This window comes from Duganella sp. GW822-FHT06D06 (assembly GCF_058799615.1).
The window spans coordinates 49,389-66,051 of sequence record NZ_JBXALQ010000021.1; the positions used below are offsets into that span (position 1 = coordinate 49,389).

The following is a 16,663-nucleotide window of genomic DNA, read 5'->3' on the forward strand; positions in this document are numbered from 1 at the left end:
TTCCGGCCAGAATGGCCTACTTGAGACAGACAGAGACCATTATGCCGAGCCGAGACGAAATCCTGCACGCCAAGATCCTGGTGGTGGATGACAGCGCCGACAACGTCGAATTGATGTTGGAGATCCTGCGCGAAGCCGGCTATACCGATGTCGCCTCCACCATGCTGCCGGAGCAGGTATGCCCGCTACACCGCCAGCACTGCTACGACCTGATCCTGCTGGACCTGCAGATGCCGGGCTTGAACGGTTTCCAGGTCATGAAAGGCTTGAAGGAAATCGAGCAAGGCGGCTACCTGCCGGTGCTGGCGCTGACCGCCCAGCCGAGCTTCAAAATCGCCGCGCTGGAAGCGGGCGCGCGCGACTTCATCAGCAAACCGTTCGACCTGCTGGAAGTGCACAAGCGCATCCACAACATGCTGGAGGTGCGCCTGCTGTACAAGGAGCTGGCCCAGTACAGCCGCCAGCAGCAGGAACTGGCGCTGCACGATCCGCTGACCGGCCTGCCCAACCGCCGGCTGCTGGAAGACCGCATCGCCACCGTGCTGCAACACGCCACCCGCCAGCAGAACAAGGCGGCCGTGATGTACCTGGACCTGGACGGCTTCAAGGCGATCAACGACACCCACGGCCACGCGGCCGGCGACGAGATCCTGAAAATGGTGGCGCAGCGGCTGGTCGGCTGCGCCCGCAAGGAAGACACCGTGGCCCGCGTCGGCGGCGACGAGTTCGTCATTGTCATGGGCAATATCGCGCATCTGGGCGATACCCACGAGCCGGCCAGCAAACTGATCGAGGCGGTCTCCGAGCCCTATGTCATCAACGGCCTGACCTTGCGGCTGTCGACCAGCATCGGCATCGGCATCTACCCCGACGACGCCGACCAGGTGGCGTCGGTGATCGCGGCGGCCGACAGCGCGCTGTACGAAGCCAAGCGCTCCGGCAAGAACCGCTGCTGCACCGCGCAAACCATGCGCACCCCGGCGCCGCAACACGTGATGTCGCCGACCCCGGCCTGAGCGGCCGGGACCGGCCGGCCTCACACCGGGTGTGCGGCGTCCTCTTCCATCTTGCCGGCGTGCTGGTGATCGTCGTGCGCGTCGACCTTGTCCGGCGCCACTTCGATCCGGGTGATGCCGGCGTCCACCGACACCGGATCGCTGGCCGGGAAGGTCATCTCCAGGCCGCCGTCGAGCAGGGTTTCCTTGGCCTGTTCTTCCGGCGTGGCCTGCTCGTGCTCGGCCAGCGTGGTGATCGCGGCGGCCCATTTGACGAACTCCAGGTTGGCCAGCTCGCGCACCGTGTGCACATTGAAGGCCTGCGCCAGCAGCTTGGCATCCTTGGCGCCCAGGCCGCGCAAGGCACTGGTCGGGGCGTCGGCCAGCGCGCGGAAACTCAGGCCCAGGTACTCTTTATCCACGACTGTGTCGATATTCATGATGTGTCCTTTCGGTTGATGTTAAGCCCCCACTGTCGCAGTCCGGGTTGGCGTGGTCTGTACGGAATCGAACACTGCGCCGCCGTCCTTCCGCAGCGTTCGATAGACCGGGCGTTTTTGACATTCATATAGGCAATTGATATGATGATTTGGCGTGTATTTCTTGCTTCTCTGGCAGCTTCAAGGCCGCGAAGATTTCGCCGTTCCAGCAGTGTGCAGAGACCCCGTGCCTAAAACAGAAAAACCCAAAATCCTGGTTGTCAACGACGATGCCAACAGCCTGTTCGCGTTGACCAGCCTGCTCACCCAGTGGGCCGAACAGGAGTCCTACGAGGTACTGGCGGCGCGCTCGGGCCAGGAGGCGCTGCGCCAGGTGCTGATGCACGACTTCGCGGTGATCCTGCTGGACGTCAACATGCCCGGCATGGACGGCTTCGAGACGGCCGAAGCGATCCACCAGCGCGCCCGCTCGGCCGACATTCCCATCATCTTCATCACCGCCTTCCTCGCGGACGAGCTCGACCGCTTGAAGGCTTACCAGCGCGGCGCGGTCGACTTCCTGTTCACGCCGGTGATCCCGCAGATCCTGTACGCCAAGGTGGCGGTGTTTGTCGCGCTGGCCACCAAGAACGAGGAGTTGAAGAAGCAGGCGCGCCAGCTGAGCCAGCGCACCACCGAGCTGACCGCCACCAACTTGCGCCTGACGCGCGAGATCGAGGAGCGGCAGTCGGCCGAGCGGCAAAACCACGCCAAGGACGAGTTCCTCGCCATGCTGGGCCACGAGCTGCGCAATCCGCTGTCGGCCATCAGCAGCGCGGCATCGCTGATCGGCCTGCCCGGCGTGTCGGCCGAGGGCGTGGCGCGCGCCAAGAAGATCATCCAGCGCCAGAGCCAGCACCTGGGCCGCATCGTCGACGACCTGCTCGACCTGTCGCGCGCGATGTCGGGCAAGATCCTGCTCAACCGCGCGCCGCTGGACCTGGCGGCGCTGGTCGCGGCCTCGCTGGAAACCTACCGCGCCACCGGCCGCAGCGCCGACTACCAGCTGGTCAATGACCTCGACCAGGGCTGGGTCGACGGCGACGCCACCCGGCTGGAACAAATCACCAGCAACCTGATCGACAACGCCCTCAAGTACACGCCGGCCGGCGGCCGCATCGAAGTGCGCACCTGGACCGAGAACGACGACGTCGTGCTCAGCGTGCGCGACACCGGGGTCGGCATCGCCGCCGACCTGCTGCCGCATGTGTTCGACGTGTTCGTGCAGGGATCGAGCACGCTGGACCGCTCGCAGGGCGGCCTGGGCATCGGCCTGTCGCTGGTGCGCCGGCTGGCCGAGCTGCACGGCGGCGCGGTCGGCGCCGAAAGCAAGGGCCCGGGCGGCGGCAGCACCTTCACGCTGCGCCTGCCGCGCATCGAACACCAGCCGGCGGCGGCGCCGCCGCCGGCCGTCCCGGTCAGCGCGCACGGCATGCCCAGCATCCTGCTGATCGAGGACAACGACGACGGCCGCGAAATGATGACCATGATGCTCAGCTGCTACGGCTATGAAGTGCACGCGGCGGCCGACGGCAACGAGGGCGTGGCGGCCGCCGCCAGCCAGCGGCCGGACGTGGCGCTGATCGACATCGGCCTGCCCGGCATCGACGGCTACGAGGTGGCGCGCCGGCTGCGCGCCGATCCGGCCACGCGCGACATCCGCCTGATCGCGCTGACCGGCTACGGCCTGGCCGAGGATCTGCGGCGCGTGCTGGACGCCGGTTTCGACCGCCACCTGGTCAAACCGGTGGACATCGACCAGCTGGCCGAGGTGATCGGCGGCTGCGTTCCGCTCGCCGTCAAACAGTGAGCATCAGCCAGAGTGCGCCACGACTTGCAAAGCTCGGGTATGATCGCCCCACAAAGTAAGCACGAATAGAGAAAACCATGTCCGTCCCGGCACCACAACAACAGCCACCAGCGCCCGGCCAGCCAGACGCCCTGCGCAGCGCCGACCTGAGCGACCTGCTCGGCCACGTCCACACCTGCTGGGACAACGAGCGCCGCTCGCTGTCGCGCCAGCTGCACGACAGCCTCGGTTCGTCGCTGACGGCGCTGACCATGCACCTGGGCCTGCTGATGCAGAAGATGCCGCAGGAGGCCGCGCTGCAAGACCGCGCCGCCCACATGAAGCAGTTGCTGATGCAGATCGTCGAAACCAACCGCCAGATGCAGGTCAAGCTGTGGAACGACAAGCTGGAATTCCTCGGCGTGCGGGTGGCGCTGGGCGAAGCGGTCGAGCAGTTCGGCCAGCAGCAACAGCTGACCGCGCGCTGCAGCCTGCCGGAAGAAGAGTTGAATTGTCCGCGCAGCCACGGCATCGTGCTGCTGCACGCGCTGGAGGAAGCGCTGCGCAACATCGCCGCCCATGCGCAGGCGTCCGAGGTGGACGTCATCGTCGACGACAACGAAGACGAAGTGATGTTGACGGTCAAGGACAACGGCGTCGGCCTGAACGGACCGGTGGCGACGCTGCTGGGCCAGATCAGCGGCAAGTTCGGCCTGCGCACCGCGCGCGAACGGGCCGCCTACCTGGGCGGCACGCTGACCCTGTCGAACGGCGCCGAGCGCGGCGCCACGCTGACCATGGTCCTGCCGAAACCGGTCGCCGCCTGAGCCGGCGTCAGTGCAACTTGACCAATGGCGTGCTGCGCTTGATCAGGAAGCGCGCCAGCGCCAGCACGGCGGTGCGCACCGTGCCGAGCACGGCGCGGTGATGCATCAGGTGCAGGCTGACATACATCAGCCGCGCCACCAGGCCGTCGACAAACCAGCTTAATCCCTTCAGCGATCCCATCAGGCTACCCACCGACGTGGTCTGGCCGACCGACACCAGCGAACCATAGTCGCGATACACATACGGCTGTTGCTGCGGCGGCTTGCCGCGCCGCTGGCGCATGAAAGTCTCGACCAGGTAGTCGGCCTGCTGGTGCGCGGCTTGCGCGCGCGGCGGCACCAGCTTGCCGTCCGGCCCGGCGCAGGCGGCGCAATCGCCCAATGCATAAATACCCGCATGGCCTGGCACGGCCAGTTGGGCGTCGACTTCGATCTGGCCCGACTTGGCGGTCGGCAGGCCCAACTGGCCGAGAACGTCCGGCGCCTTGATGCCGGCCGCCCACACCACCAGCTGCGCCGGGTAGACGACGTCGCCGGCGGTCACGGCGTCGGCCGCGATGGCGGTCACGCGGGTGGCGGTCACGACCTGGATGGCGCGTTGATGCAACAGCGCCAGCGCGGCCGTCGATACTTTTTCCGGCAAGGGCGCGAGGATGCGCGGCGCGCCTTCGAGCAGCGTGATGCGCACGTCGCGCTCGGCGCGCAACTGGCGGAAGCCATAGGCGGCGTACACGCCGCTGGCCTCGCGCAGTTCGGCCGCCAGTTCGACGCCGGTGGCGCCGCCGCCGATGATGACGATGTCGACGCCGGCCTCGGGCCGCGTGCTTTTCTGCAGCTCGGCCTGGGTCAGCAGCTTGAGCAGGGTCAGGCGGAAGCGTTCGGCGTCTTCGGTGGCGTTCAGGGAAATGGTGTGCTCGGCCGCGCCGGGCACACCGAAATAATTGGAGGTGCTGCCGATCGCCAGCACCAGCGATTCATAGCCGATCAGGCGTTGCGGCAGCACTTCTTCGCGCTGGCCATGGTCGCCGCTATAGATGGCGCCGACGGTCAGCTGCCGCTGCCCGGCGTCCAGCGCCAGCATCGGTCCATAGACAAAGGTAAAGCCATTGTCGTGCGCCAGCATCTGGTACGACAGGCCTTCCTGATGCACGTCCAGCGTGCCGGCCGCCACTTCATGCAGCGACGGCTTCCAGATATGAAACAGACGGCTGTCGACCAGCGTCACCGCCTGCTGGCCCAGCTTGCGGCCCAGCTTGCAGGCGAGCTCCAGCCCGCCTGCCCCACCACCTACGATCAAGATTTGACTCTGCAAGCGTTTCTCCTGTGGGCGGCGGCTGGCGCCGCGCGATTAGTCCTTGTTGTGGCCTTTACCGTGGCCATTGCCATGGCCGTTGCCGTTGCCATGGCCGTTGCCACGGTCGTCGTCACGGCGGTCGTCACGGCGGTCATCGCGGCGCTCTTCATGACGGCCATCGCCATGACGATCGCGGTAACGCGGCACGTATTGATTCTGGTACCAGCCATCCTGCACGAAATACACGCGCTGGCCGCAGGCGTTGTACGCGCCGCAGTGCTTGCTCCAATGCTTGGCATGGCCAGGCGGCACGCGCAGGTAGACCGGCGCGCTCTCCACGTAGCGCACGGGACGCTGGACGATCACCGCCTCGCGGTAAATCACCTGGGGTTGCGGGTAGTCGCCGATATCGATGCGGCCATAAAAACCAGGCTGGCCGATGTTAATGGAAACGCCGACGTCGCTGGCGAAGGCTGCGGAGGACAACGCCAACAGGCTGGCGGCAAGGATCTTGGTTTTCATTTTGGCCTTCTTTTCTTGTAATCGTGGCTGAGCGAACTTGCTCAATTGGAATAATAACAAACCCCGGCCTGACTATCCGTACGCTAGCGTACGCAAAAAACCACAATGATTCACCAAAGTTGCGCCAACGGCAACACCACCCCGCTAGAGAAGGCCCAATTCGGCGCGGCCCGGTTTCAGCGGGCCGGCGGCCGGCAACAGGCGGAGCGCGGCGGCGAAAGGCGTTTTCATGGCATTTCCTTGTTGCGCTATATCGCCAGCGCAACACGTCCCAAACCCGGGATTATTTGCGCAGTTCGGCGTCGAGCTGGCGGATCGCCGCCTGGGCCTGGGTGATCACGCGGTCGGCTATGCGCTGGCGCATGCCGGGCACGCGGCCGGCCGCTTCGGCTTCCAGCAGCAAAGGCGTCAGCAGTTGCAGCGCGGAGTCGTGGAAGCCCTGGGCCACCAGGTCCAGCTGGGTGTTGAAGCTCAACTCCGCCGCTTGCAGCTGCTTGCGCAGTTCGGCCTCGAAGGCGGCACGCTTGTCGCGGATCTCGGTGCGTTTGCGCTTGCCGCCGTCGGTGAACCATTTGAATGCGCCCGCCAGCAGCACCGCGCCGCCGACAAACGGCGCCGCCGGCGCCACCACCGGCAACACCACCGCCGCGCCGATCAGATAGGCCGCCGTGCCGGTGCCGGCCGCTACTACCGCCCCGCTCATCAGCGTGACATTGGCCGCCGTGTCGACGCTGTTGACGATGCGCGTGCCGACCCGCAGCCGCGGCATCAACCTGGCCAGCGTCGAGTGGTGCTGACGCTGGAACACCGACGATTGATTCAACCGCATCGCTTGCTGGAACAGCCGCAAGTCTTCCTGCATCAGGTGCAGCGATTGCTCCTTGCGGCGCACGATGCGGTCCAGCCGCCGCTCCATCTCCAGGCCGAACTGCTGGCGTCCCATGCTGGCCCAGACGTCGTCGTCCTTCCACTGATCGGTGTTGAGCCGGTCGGTGATCGCCAGTTCGATGGCGTTGCCGGCATCGTGCACGGCGTCGTCGATCTCTTCCAGCAGCAGGCGGCGTTCATAGGCGATGCGCTGGTCCACCAGGGTCAGGCGTTGCAGCACCTGGTTTTTCAGGTCGTTGGCGGCGCTGACCAGGGTGGCGGCCATGGCCTCGCCCACCGACAGCATGCGCGCCTGCTCCAGGTAGACGCTGATGTCCTGCGCGATGGCGGCGGTGGCGCTGCCGACCAGCTCCCGCAGTTGGCCATGATCGATGTCGCCGGACTGAAAATTGCGCGCGTGTTCGACCAGCACCGGCTGTCCCGCGTGGCGGCCGAAATCGGCCACGGCGTCGGCCAGCGAGCGGCCGCGCACCAGCCGGCGCGCCTGCTCGCCCAGGTTGGCGAGGATGCCGCGTTCTTCGGTCTGCGGCAGCCGGTTCAGGTCTTCGGGCGAGAGCCGGGCCGACAAGGCTTTGGCCAGCCGTTGCGCCAGCACGCGCGCATCGGCGCCGTGCAGCGCCAGCAGCGGGATGGTCATGCTGAGGGCGTTTTCGCGGGCGGCCTGGTCGATGCCGGCGCTGCTGCGGCTCAGGGCGTTGAATGCCCAGTCGACGTCCACGCCCGATTCGATGGCGTTCAATACCAGTGCGGTGAAGACGGCGGAGGATTTGCCGTCGCCGGCGATGTCGGTGACGGCGGCGAACTGGGCCAGCGTGAGGCTGCCTTCGTTGCCCGCGATGGCGCCCACGGCGCGCGCGTAGGCCGAGCTGAAACTCTGGTCGGAGGACATATGCTCGTCCAGCGAGCGCACGCTGACCACATGGGTATCGCCTGGAGTACCGTGCTGATTGTTCACACTTGCTCCGCTTCGTAAATAATGCTGTTATTGCATTTTAACTGAAGCGGCGCGATCACTGCGTTAGCTGGCGAACGGCCAGGAGCGGTTCTTGTCCAGCTCAACCCGGCACCACCTCGGTAGACAAGATCAACGTCTCCTTGATCTCCTCCATCACGACATAACTTTTCGACTGCGCCGCCCCCGGCAAACTGAGCAGCATGTCGCCCAGCAGCTTGCGGTACTCGGCCATCTCATGAATGCGCGCCTTGATCAGGTAATCGAAATCGCCCGACACCAGATGACACTCCTGCACCTCCGGTATGCGCAGCACCTCGCGCCGGAATTGCTCGAACACCGGCCCCGACTTCTGGTTCAGCGTGATCTCCACGAACACCAGCAACTTCGCCCCCAAGGCCTGCGGATCGATGCGCGCGTGGTAGCCGGTGATCACCCCATCCCGCTCCATGCGCTTGACCCGCTCGATGGCCGGCGTGATCGACAAGCCGACCTGCTCGCTCAGATCCTTCATCGAGATCCGCCCATCCTCCTGGAGGATGCGCATTATCTTTCTGTCCAGTTTGTCGAGGCTGCGGACTGATTCTTTTTGAATTCTCATGAAAATCCACTGAATATATCAAGTTATACAGTAACAAATGCTAGTGATACAAGCATACCATAGCGGAATATCTGGTATGACTAAATAATCGGGAGACTGTAATGCGGGTTGTGATCTTGGGTAGCGGTGTAATCGGCGTCACCAGCGCCTACTATCTGGCGCAAGCCGGCCACGACGTGACCGTGCTCGACCGCCAGCCCGGTCCCGCGCTGGAAACCAGCTTCGCCAACGCCGGCCAGATCTCCCCCGGCTACGCCTCCCCCTGGGCCGCGCCCGGCATCCCGCTCAAGGCGATGAAATGGATGCTGCAACGCCACGCCCCGCTGTCGATCACCCCGGACGGCACGCTGTTCCAGCTGCAATGGATGTGGCAGATGCTGCAGAACTGCAGCGCCGAACGCTACGCCGTCAACAAGGAACGCATGGTGCGCCTGGCCGAATACAGCCGCGACTGCTTCAAAGCCCTGCGCGCCGCCACCGGCATCGAATACGAAGGCCGCCAGCAAGGCACGACCCAGCTGTTCCGCACCCAGAAACAACTGGACGACGCCGCCAAGGACATCCAGGTGCTGCAGGAAACCGGCGTGCCCTACGAGCTGCTGAACCGCGAACAACTGGTCGCCGCCGAACCCGGCCTGGACCAGAACAAGCTGGTCGGCGGCCTGCGCCTGCCCAACGATGAAACCGGCGATTGCCAGCTGTTCACCACCCGCCTGACCGCGATGGCCGAGCAACTGGGCGTGAAGTTCCGCTACGGCGTCGACATCAGCGGCCTGGTCACGGCCGGCGAGGAAATCAAAGGCGTGCAGTGCGGCACCGAGCTGGTGACGGCCGACTCCTACGTGGTCGCGCTGGGCGCCTACTCGACCACGCTGCTGAAGGACCTGGTCAAGATCCCGGTCTACCCGCTGAAGGGCTACTCGATCACCGTGCCGATCGTGGACGCCGCCTCCGCGCCGGTCTCGACCATTCTGGACGAAACCTACAAGATCGCCGTGACCCGCTTCGACGACCGCATCCGCGTCGGCGGCATGGCCGAAATCGCCGGCTTCAACCTGGCGCTGAACCCGCGCCGCCGCGAAACGCTGGAAATGGTGGTCAACGACCTGTTCCCCGGCGCCGGCGACACCGCCTCCGCCACCTTCTGGACCGGCCTGCGTCCGATGACGCCGGACGGCACGCCGGTGGTGGGCCGCACCGGCCTGCGCAACCTGTTCGTCAACACCGGCCACGGCACGCTGGGCTGGACCATGTCGTGCGGCTCGGCCCAGCTGCTGTCCGACCTGATATCGGCCCGCCGCCCGGCCATCCTGTCGGACGACCTGTCGGTCAGCCGCTACCACCGCGACAGCGCCACCCGCCGTCCGCAGTTCGCCAACGCTTGATTCCAAGCTCAGCTTTACCCCGCGTGCGACGCCTGTGACGGCGCCGCACGCGGCTCCCGCCCACCGTCCGATCCCCGCCGAACGCCCCACAGTGTGGCATTGCCGCCTCCTCCGGGCCCCGCAAGCCAAGATGGCGTTGAGATTGGGGCCGCGCATGCGTATAATTTTGATCATGAATAAACTAGAAGCATTTGGCCATATCGCGGCGCTGGCCATCCGTGGTGAACTGGTCTTTCCGACCAGTGTAAATGCGGCACTCCGCGTTCAACTCGCGCTCGACGATCCGGAATGCCCGGTCGACAAGGCCATCAGCCTGGTGCTGGCGGAGCCCATCCTGGCCGCGCGCACCGTGGCCATCGCCAATTCCGCGATGTTCAACCGCTCCGGCGCGCCGATGATCACCAACGTGCGCGGCGCCATCATGCGCATCGGCTACCAGAACCTGTTCGCGCTGGCCGCCGCCATGGTGGTGCGCCAGTTCGGCGCCAAGATCGCCGACCCGGAACTGCGCTACAAGGCGGAAAAGCTGTGGGACCACACCATCGCCGTGGCGGCGCTGTCGCGCATCATCGCGCGCCAGGTCACCGGCGTGAATCCGGACACCGCGCTGTTCGCCGCCATCGTGCACGAAGTGGGCGGCTTCTACCTGCTGTCGCGCGCCGACGAATTCCCCGGCCTGTTGGAAGAAGACCCCGAGAACTGGCATTCGGCCAGCGAGGAAATCATCACCCGTGAAGTGATGCGCAAGCTGTGCATCCCCGAGCCGGTGGCCGAAGCCATCGAAGGCCTGCGCGACAGCTTCATGTCGATCCCGCCGGACACGCTGCTCGACACCCTGCTGCTGGCCAACCACCTGACGCCGGTGAAGTCGCCGTTGCAGGAAGCCCAGCGCGACCTGCCGCCGCACTCCGATTCGGCCATCGACCTGTTCATCGACGAAGACAAGCTCGAAGCCATGCTGGCCGAAGCCAAGATCGACGCCATCGAGATGAACAACGCGCTGCTGGTCTGACGTTCAGATCAACGGTTAGCGTAGCCGGAGTGGAACGGCTTGCGGCGTGCCTTCTCCGGCCGAGGATATATCACCCTACCGTAGCGTAATTTGCTATCCTGATGCCCGCGACCATCACGGAGAATCTTGAATGCAGAATGCGCCACTGTCCTACGGTTCCGACTCATCGGGTCTGGTCTGCGGCTACCTGTTCGGCCGCGCTCCTGACTGCAAGGGCCTGCCGCTGGACGCCGACGCCGCATGCCGCTGGCTGGCCGAGCGCGAACAGCATCCGCAGGAATTCATCTGGCTGCACTACAACCTGGCCAACACCGCCAGCGAAAAATGGCTGCACGAGCACACCGCGCTGCCGGAAGAATTCTACGAAAGCCTGCACGAAGGCCCGCGCTCAACCCGCATCGAGATGGCCGACAACACGCTGATCGCCGTGGTCAACGACGTGCTGCACGATTTTTCGTTCGAACCGTCCGACATCTCCACGCTGTGGTTGAGCGTCGACCAGCAGATCGTCATCAGCGCGCGGCGCAAGCCGTTGAAGGCGGTCGATGGATTGCGCAACGCCGTGCGCAACGGCGAGCCGATACGCTCGTCGGTGGAGCTGCTGATCCACCTGCTGCGCGACCAGGCCGATGCGCTGATCAAGATCGTCCGCAACGCCATCAGCACCGTCGACGAGATCGAAGACAATCTGCTGGCCGGCAAACTGAAGACCAAGCGCGCCAGCCTGGGCGCGCTGCGGCGCGTGCTGGTGCGCTTGCAGCGCCTGCTGGCGCCGGAACCGGCGGCGCTGTTCCGATTGCTGCAACGGCCGCCGGCCTGGGTGGCCGAACTGGACGCCCAGGAACTGCGCGAGTCGACCGAGGAATTCTCGATGGTGCTGGCGGACATGGCGTCGCTGCAGGAGCGCATCAAGCTGATCCAGGAAGAGATTGCGGCGCTGGTCAACGAAGGCAATAACCGCAGCCTGTTCGTGCTGACCATCGTCACCGTGCTGGCCCTGCCAATCAACATCATCGCCGGCCTGATGGGCATGAACGTCGGCGGCGTGCCGCTGGCGCAGGACCCGGAAGGCTTCTGGGTGGTGGTGATGATCGTCGCCAGCTTCACAGTGATCGCCGGCTGGCTGGCATTCCGCCGCCAGCGCGACGTGTTATAAGGTGTAAATTCCATGCATAGACTCAACAATCGCTTCAACTACCTGCGCAGAATGGAAGCCCTGGCTGCCGTCGTGCTGCCGATTATTTTCATCCTGGATTGGCGCAAGTCTGCAACGGGTGTGCATTGGCCGCTGGGGCTGGCAGCGCTGCTCTCGGTCAGCTATCTGCTGGCGCAAGGCTCCCTGTATTGGCTGCTGAAACACCGCGCCCTGTCGGCGTCGGCACCATTGCCGAGCTATTTTGACAGGCTGTTCAACGCATTCAAGGCATCCAATCTTGTGCTGTTTGGCGGCGTCGCGCTCGGATTCACTGTCCAGATCGTGGGCGCCGGGTGGAGCGTGCAATTGGCATGGCCCCTCGGGATTTTCCTGTTCGCCGTGCTTGAGCACATCAACTATTACCACTATCAGCTCATGTACGACACTACCGCGTCGGTGCGCTATGTGCTGCGCAACCGCCGCCTTCGCAAAGCCGCACTCGGTGTCGACTTGAATCGGCGCGCCGGCCGCAGCGTCGCGTTGGCCGATTGAATCCACACAGAGTTTTATAAAGCCGTTTCCAACTCGGCGAGCTTTTTCTCAAGCATAGCCCGCTCCTTCGGGTTGCTGGTTTTTGGCAGCAGCTGCCGCAGGGCCAGTGCATTTGCTTTAGTCAGAGCCTTATCCGAAGCGACGGCGACATCAGGTTTAACGCCAGTCCCTTCCCAATCGCCTTTAGTGATCAGGTTGATCGAGCGTCCTACCGGTATCACGGCGACCAGGTTCGGATCGATACGGAACGGTTGGATCGGATGGGCACCGCCTCCGGTGGTTTCACCAACCACAGTGATGCGCTTGATAACTTGGAGGTTGTACGTAAAGTCTTCGGCTGCCGAGAAAGTTTCGCCGCTGGTTAATACATAGACCGGCTTGTCTGCGCCAAAGCGCGCTCCGGGAACGGCTGGATCGCTCCAGAAAGAAGTGGTTTCATTCTCAGCCCGGAAGTATATGTCCGACAGATGAACCTTCTTATCGCCCAGCAGGTAACTTGCCACATGCGCGACCATGCGCGGGTCGCCGCCCCGGTTGTCACGCAGGTCAATGATCATCGCGTTGCCATTGGCCGCCAAACTCATGGCGGCTGTAGCGGCTGCCTTGCCGATATCCGCTTCAAAGAACCCGTTGAACTTGACGTACATAATATTGCCGGGCAGGCGTTCTACCTTTTCAAAGGAGAAATTCAGGTATTGCCCCACTTCGGTCATGCGCTGTCGCATCTCGGCAGGCATGGATTGGTTGAGAGAGGGTCGAGGGCGATCCGGTTGCGCATTGGGGACGTAGCGGATGCTCAGGTGTTTGTCCGGGTGGGAAGCCTGGATATGGGTCGTCAGCAAGCCTGCGAATTCCGCATCCGTCGCAACCTTCTCGTAGTCGCCCTTGAGCAAATGATCGCGGACGGCGGCGGCCATCTTGTTGCCTTCGTCAGCGTAGACATATTTGTCGGACAGGCGTTGGGCTAACAGGTCTACGGCAGCGGCCTTGTCTGCCGCGCTCAACGACCGCGACTGTTGCGCCGTTGCGGCGGGCCGCTGTTCTTGTGCGCCTGCGGTGGGGAGGGCGATGACGCTGAGGACCAAGACTGCTGCGGGAAGGAGGTGTCGCATGAGGATGTGGCTCCATAAAAAAGAATAAATCACAAGGTGCAAACGCAGCGTAGCCAGCCCAACTACATCTGGCGGAACTGCCTGGTAAAAGCTTCACTGACAGTCAAGCGTTCGGTCCGGCCTCGCATGATCACCTCCAGGCCGGCGCCGCCGCGCCCCCCGTTTTCACTGCGTTCGATCCGGTCGACAGCCTGGAGGTTGACGATGGCGCTGCGGTGGATTTGCGCGAACAGCTGCGGGTCCAGCTGCTCGAGCAGGGACTTGATAGGCAGCCGAATCAGCGCATCGCCTTTCTCCGTCACCACCCGTGTGTACTTTTCGTCCGACTGGAAGTACAGCACTTCGCTCACCATCACCAGCCGTACCGTATTGCCGCTCGAAGCCTTGATCCACTTGAGGTACACCGGCGCGCTCTCCTGCTCGAACAGCTTTTCCCACACGGCCGGCGGCGGGCTTGCGGTCGCGCGCGACTTCAGGCGGCGGATCGTCTGCAGCAGGCGTGCGGTCGTCAAAGGCTTGACCAGGTAGTCGGACGCGCCGGCATCGAAAGCGGCCAGGGCATAGTCCGCGTAGGCCGTAACGAACACCACCTGGCAGGACTCGGGGATATGGCGCGCCACCTCCATGCCGTTCAGGCCGGGCATCTGGATGTCCAGGAACACGATGTCCGGTTTCAGTGCATCGATGCCCGCTATCGCGTCGATGCCGTTGGCGGCTTGGCCTGCGATCTCCAGCTCGGGCCACAGGACGCACAGCTGGTCCGTCAACTCCGCCCGCAGCAGAGGCTCGTCTTCGACGATCAGGGCGCGCGGCATCAGGCGCGGTTTCCTGCCACAGGCACCGTCAGCACGGCGCGCACTCCTTGTCCGTCGCCGGGCTCCACGAACAGGCTGGCCTCGCGCCCGTACAGCAACAGCAGGCGCTCTGTGATATTCGCCAGCCCCGTGCCCTGCCCGGCCTGTTCGGTCAAGCCGACACCGTCGTCGACCACGGACACGCTCAGCAGCTCCCCCTCCCCCTTGCTCTTAGACCTTGCGCCGATGGTGATCAGGCCCGGTCGGCTGGCCCGCTCCAAGCCGTGTTTGACGGCGTTTTCCACCAGCGAGATCAGCATCGCCGGCGGGAACGGCAGGCTGCGCAAGTCCTCGTCCACGTCAACTGCGAAGCGCAGGCGCACGCCCATGCGGATGCGCATCACCGCCAGGTAGTCGCTAACAAGATCCATTTCTCGTCCCAGGGTCGAGGACACCGAGCGCATATCCGGCAGCGCGTTCTGCAGGTAGCCGACCAGGTGGTCGAGCATGTCCTGCGCGGCATGCTGGTCGGTGCGGATCAGGTACTTCAGATTGGCCAGGGTATTGAACAGGAAGTGCGGCTCGACCTGGGCCTGCAAGGCCGACAGGCGCGCCTGCAGCGAGGTGCGTTCCAGCTCGCGTTCACGCCGAGCCGCATCCAGTGCGTTTGCATGGCGTGCGAGGTGCTGACGCAGCTGGACGCAAACCATCTCTGCGGCCTTCAGCGACTCGCCCTGCTGGATCGCGAACCAGGCCAGGCCCGGGCGGCAGCGCAGCTCGACGCGGCAGCTGGGACCCAAATCGGGCGACACCCTCACCTCGACATGGCGCCCCAACGCCAGCGGGCGCCAACGGGCCAGCACGATCCGGCCCTTGAAAGGGTCGTGGAAGAACGCCGGCGGGCCGGAGTAGCCGAGCGCCGTGCCGAGCGCGAGTCCCGACAAGGATTCGGTGCACAGGTCGAAGGTCGTATAGGGATTGAACGGCGCATCGATGCGGCGCGTCACCGAGGAAGCCATCGCCTCGGCGCACAACGCCTTGCCCTCCTCGCCCAGCCGGGCAAGAAAGCTGCGGGCGATTCCGCTCGACGTCAGCGCGAACCAGGCCATCACCGCCAGCACGCCGCCGCCGACCATGTACGGATTCAGCTTGCGAACCTCGAATTCGCCCGACGCAGCCGTGCCGAAGTTCAGCCAGAGCGGCAGCAGCGCGATCGCCAGCGACAGGAACAGCAGCGAACCGGCGTTGAAGCGCAGCGCCGATTGCAGCAGGTAGCGGCGCACTAGGCGGCGGTCATGCTTGACTTCCGGTACGGGAGGAGCGTTGAATGGCAGAAATGCGGGAGAGCTCATTAAATTCCTCGGATTGAATTTGTCCCGCCATTCTAGCGGCTCGGGTGCGCGTGTTTTCGCCCATGCGACGAATGCCCGCAAATCGGGGAGGAAACCGGCGCCGGCGGGATGAGTGCCGACCGAATCGCTGCTTAGGCTTAGCGGTCTGGACGGACATATGCGTGTGCCCCAGTTCGGCTGAAGGGCCGCGACTCGCACGCGCATGGAAAACCGCACTAGTGCCGTCGAGCCCGCGCCATGCCCGTTCTGGCGTGACAGTCTGTGACTATTTCGACTTAGCAACATGATATCCTGTGCACAAGGACTGCGTTCGGCCAATTGCAGACGGACACATAAATTGAAACCTATGTTGAAAACAGGCCATCCTTCACCAGAACAGTACGCCGCACTTATTTCTGCAGACGGGCCAAAATGTCTCAAGCATTTGGTATCGCAAGCCGCTGATAGAGAAGTGCTTTGGGGGCTGCGTGACGAATCTGGATGGGTTAGTCTAGCCGACGATTCAGGTGCTCCTGGGTTTCCGCTATGGCCGCATCCTGATTATGCGCAGGATTGTGCAACTGGCCCCTGGGCCGGATGTTCGCCAGCGGAGATTGATGTCCACGAATTTGTTGACGATTGGCTGCCGGATATGTCGGCACAGGGCGTTTCGATTGCGGCGTTTCCGACACCCTCGATGCGAGGCGTTTGGACTTCTCCTGGTGAGCTAAAGCTACGCCTAGAGGAAGAATTATCAAAATACGAGTAGCTGCTCAGTTGCATGACCGTCTGCGGCCAATACCGGACGTTGAAAGCGACGGCTAAATTTTTAATTAGGTACCAGTTAGGCTCTATATTTTGCAGCGTTGAAATAGGGAAGAAAAATGAAAAAACAGTTATCGCGGAAATTTTCCTCTTAGTCACATATATACTGGATATCGCGCTCACCAAATGGCGTTCGGTAGGGAATAAGTACTAATCTGCACTAACGTCAT

Annotated in this window: 16 protein-coding genes; 8 read left to right on the forward strand and 8 right to left on the reverse strand. The window is 63.8% G+C overall.

Going from position 1 to position 16,663, the window contains the following annotated elements:
* Positions 1–41 precede the first annotated feature (41 nt).
* Complete coding sequence (locus AC1RMD_RS27330) at positions 42–1,016, forward strand: diguanylate cyclase domain-containing protein (RefSeq protein WP_492931339.1); 975 nt, start codon at positions 42–44, stop codon at positions 1,014–1,016.
* 20 nt (positions 1,017–1,036) lie between these two features.
* Here the strand turns inward: AC1RMD_RS27330 and AC1RMD_RS27335 are convergent, their stop codons facing one another.
* Positions 1,037–1,435, reverse strand: coding sequence for a hypothetical protein (locus AC1RMD_RS27335; RefSeq protein WP_492931341.1), 399 nt, complete (start codon positions 1,433–1,435; stop codon positions 1,037–1,039).
* 226 nt (positions 1,436–1,661) lie between these two features.
* Between AC1RMD_RS27335 and AC1RMD_RS27340 the strand changes: the two genes are divergently transcribed.
* Both AC1RMD_RS27340 and AC1RMD_RS27345 read left to right on the forward strand, forming a co-directional pair.
* Positions 1,662–3,284: a response regulator gene (locus AC1RMD_RS27340; RefSeq protein ID WP_492931343.1), complete on the forward strand. Its 1,623-nt coding sequence runs from the start codon at positions 1,662–1,664 to the stop codon at positions 3,282–3,284.
* A 77-nt stretch (positions 3,285–3,361) separates the two neighbouring features.
* Complete coding sequence (locus AC1RMD_RS27345; protein WP_492931345.1) at positions 3,362–4,090, forward strand: sensor histidine kinase; 729 nt, start codon at positions 3,362–3,364, stop codon at positions 4,088–4,090.
* A gap of 7 nt (positions 4,091–4,097) precedes the next feature.
* Here the strand turns inward: AC1RMD_RS27345 and AC1RMD_RS27350 are convergent, their stop codons facing one another.
* The 4 genes from AC1RMD_RS27350 to AC1RMD_RS27365 form a co-directional block, all read right to left on the reverse strand.
* The gene (locus tag AC1RMD_RS27350) at positions 4,098–5,402 is read right to left on the reverse strand and encodes an NAD(P)/FAD-dependent oxidoreductase (RefSeq protein WP_492931347.1); all 1,305 of its coding nucleotides are present in this window, start codon (positions 5,400–5,402) and stop codon (positions 4,098–4,100) included.
* Positions 5,403–5,438: 36 nt separating this feature from the next.
* Complete coding sequence (locus AC1RMD_RS27355) at positions 5,439–5,906, reverse strand: hypothetical protein (protein ID WP_492931349.1); 468 nt, start codon at positions 5,904–5,906, stop codon at positions 5,439–5,441.
* 283 nt (positions 5,907–6,189) lie between these two features.
* Positions 6,190–7,749, reverse strand: coding sequence for a hypothetical protein (locus tag AC1RMD_RS27360; protein WP_492931351.1), 1,560 nt, complete (start codon positions 7,747–7,749; stop codon positions 6,190–6,192).
* Positions 7,750–7,849: 100 nt separating this feature from the next.
* Positions 7,850–8,347, reverse strand: coding sequence for an Lrp/AsnC ligand binding domain-containing protein (locus tag AC1RMD_RS27365; protein WP_492931353.1), 498 nt, complete (start codon positions 8,345–8,347; stop codon positions 7,850–7,852).
* Between the two features lie 101 nt (positions 8,348–8,448).
* Here AC1RMD_RS27365 and AC1RMD_RS27370 point away from each other — a divergent pair, with 101 nt between their 5' ends.
* The 4 genes from AC1RMD_RS27370 (at position 8,449) to AC1RMD_RS27385 (ending at position 12,431) form a co-directional block, all read left to right on the forward strand.
* The gene (locus tag AC1RMD_RS27370; protein ID WP_492931355.1) at positions 8,449–9,732 is read left to right on the forward strand and encodes a D-amino acid dehydrogenase; all 1,284 of its coding nucleotides are present in this window, start codon (positions 8,449–8,451) and stop codon (positions 9,730–9,732) included.
* Positions 9,733–9,904: 172 nt separating this feature from the next.
* Complete coding sequence (locus AC1RMD_RS27375; protein ID WP_492931357.1) at positions 9,905–10,744, forward strand: HDOD domain-containing protein; 840 nt, start codon at positions 9,905–9,907, stop codon at positions 10,742–10,744.
* Between the two features lie 130 nt (positions 10,745–10,874).
* Entirely contained in the window at positions 10,875–11,900 is a 1,026-nt protein-coding gene (locus AC1RMD_RS27380; RefSeq protein WP_492931359.1) for a transporter, read from the forward strand.
* 12 nt (positions 11,901–11,912) lie between these two features.
* Positions 11,913–12,431, forward strand: coding sequence for a hypothetical protein (locus AC1RMD_RS27385; RefSeq protein ID WP_492931361.1), 519 nt, complete (start codon positions 11,913–11,915; stop codon positions 12,429–12,431).
* A gap of 14 nt (positions 12,432–12,445) precedes the next feature.
* Here AC1RMD_RS27385 and AC1RMD_RS27390 read toward each other — a convergent pair whose 3' ends face one another.
* The 3 genes from AC1RMD_RS27390 to AC1RMD_RS27400 all read right to left on the reverse strand — a co-directional run bounded on the left by AC1RMD_RS27390 (position 12,446) and on the right by AC1RMD_RS27400 (position 15,689).
* Positions 12,446–13,516, reverse strand: a complete 1,071-nt coding sequence (locus AC1RMD_RS27390) for a S41 family peptidase (RefSeq protein WP_492931363.1) — start codon at positions 13,514–13,516, stop codon at positions 12,446–12,448.
* An 89-nt stretch (positions 13,517–13,605) separates the two neighbouring features.
* Positions 13,606–14,358: a LytR/AlgR family response regulator transcription factor gene (locus AC1RMD_RS27395; RefSeq protein ID WP_492931365.1), complete on the reverse strand. Its 753-nt coding sequence runs from the start codon at positions 14,356–14,358 to the stop codon at positions 13,606–13,608.
* Positions 14,358–15,689 (reverse strand): sensor histidine kinase, encoded by a 1,332-nt coding sequence (locus AC1RMD_RS27400; protein WP_492931367.1) that lies wholly within the window; start codon positions 15,687–15,689, stop codon positions 14,358–14,360. The genes AC1RMD_RS27395 and AC1RMD_RS27400 overlap by 1 nt, the downstream gene beginning before the upstream one ends.
* A gap of 346 nt (positions 15,690–16,035) precedes the next feature.
* On the opposite strand from AC1RMD_RS27400, the gene AC1RMD_RS27405 reads away from it, so the two are divergent.
* Complete coding sequence (locus AC1RMD_RS27405) at positions 16,036–16,437, forward strand: DUF2750 domain-containing protein (protein WP_492931478.1); 402 nt, start codon at positions 16,036–16,038, stop codon at positions 16,435–16,437.
* Positions 16,438–16,663: the final 226 nt, after the last annotated feature.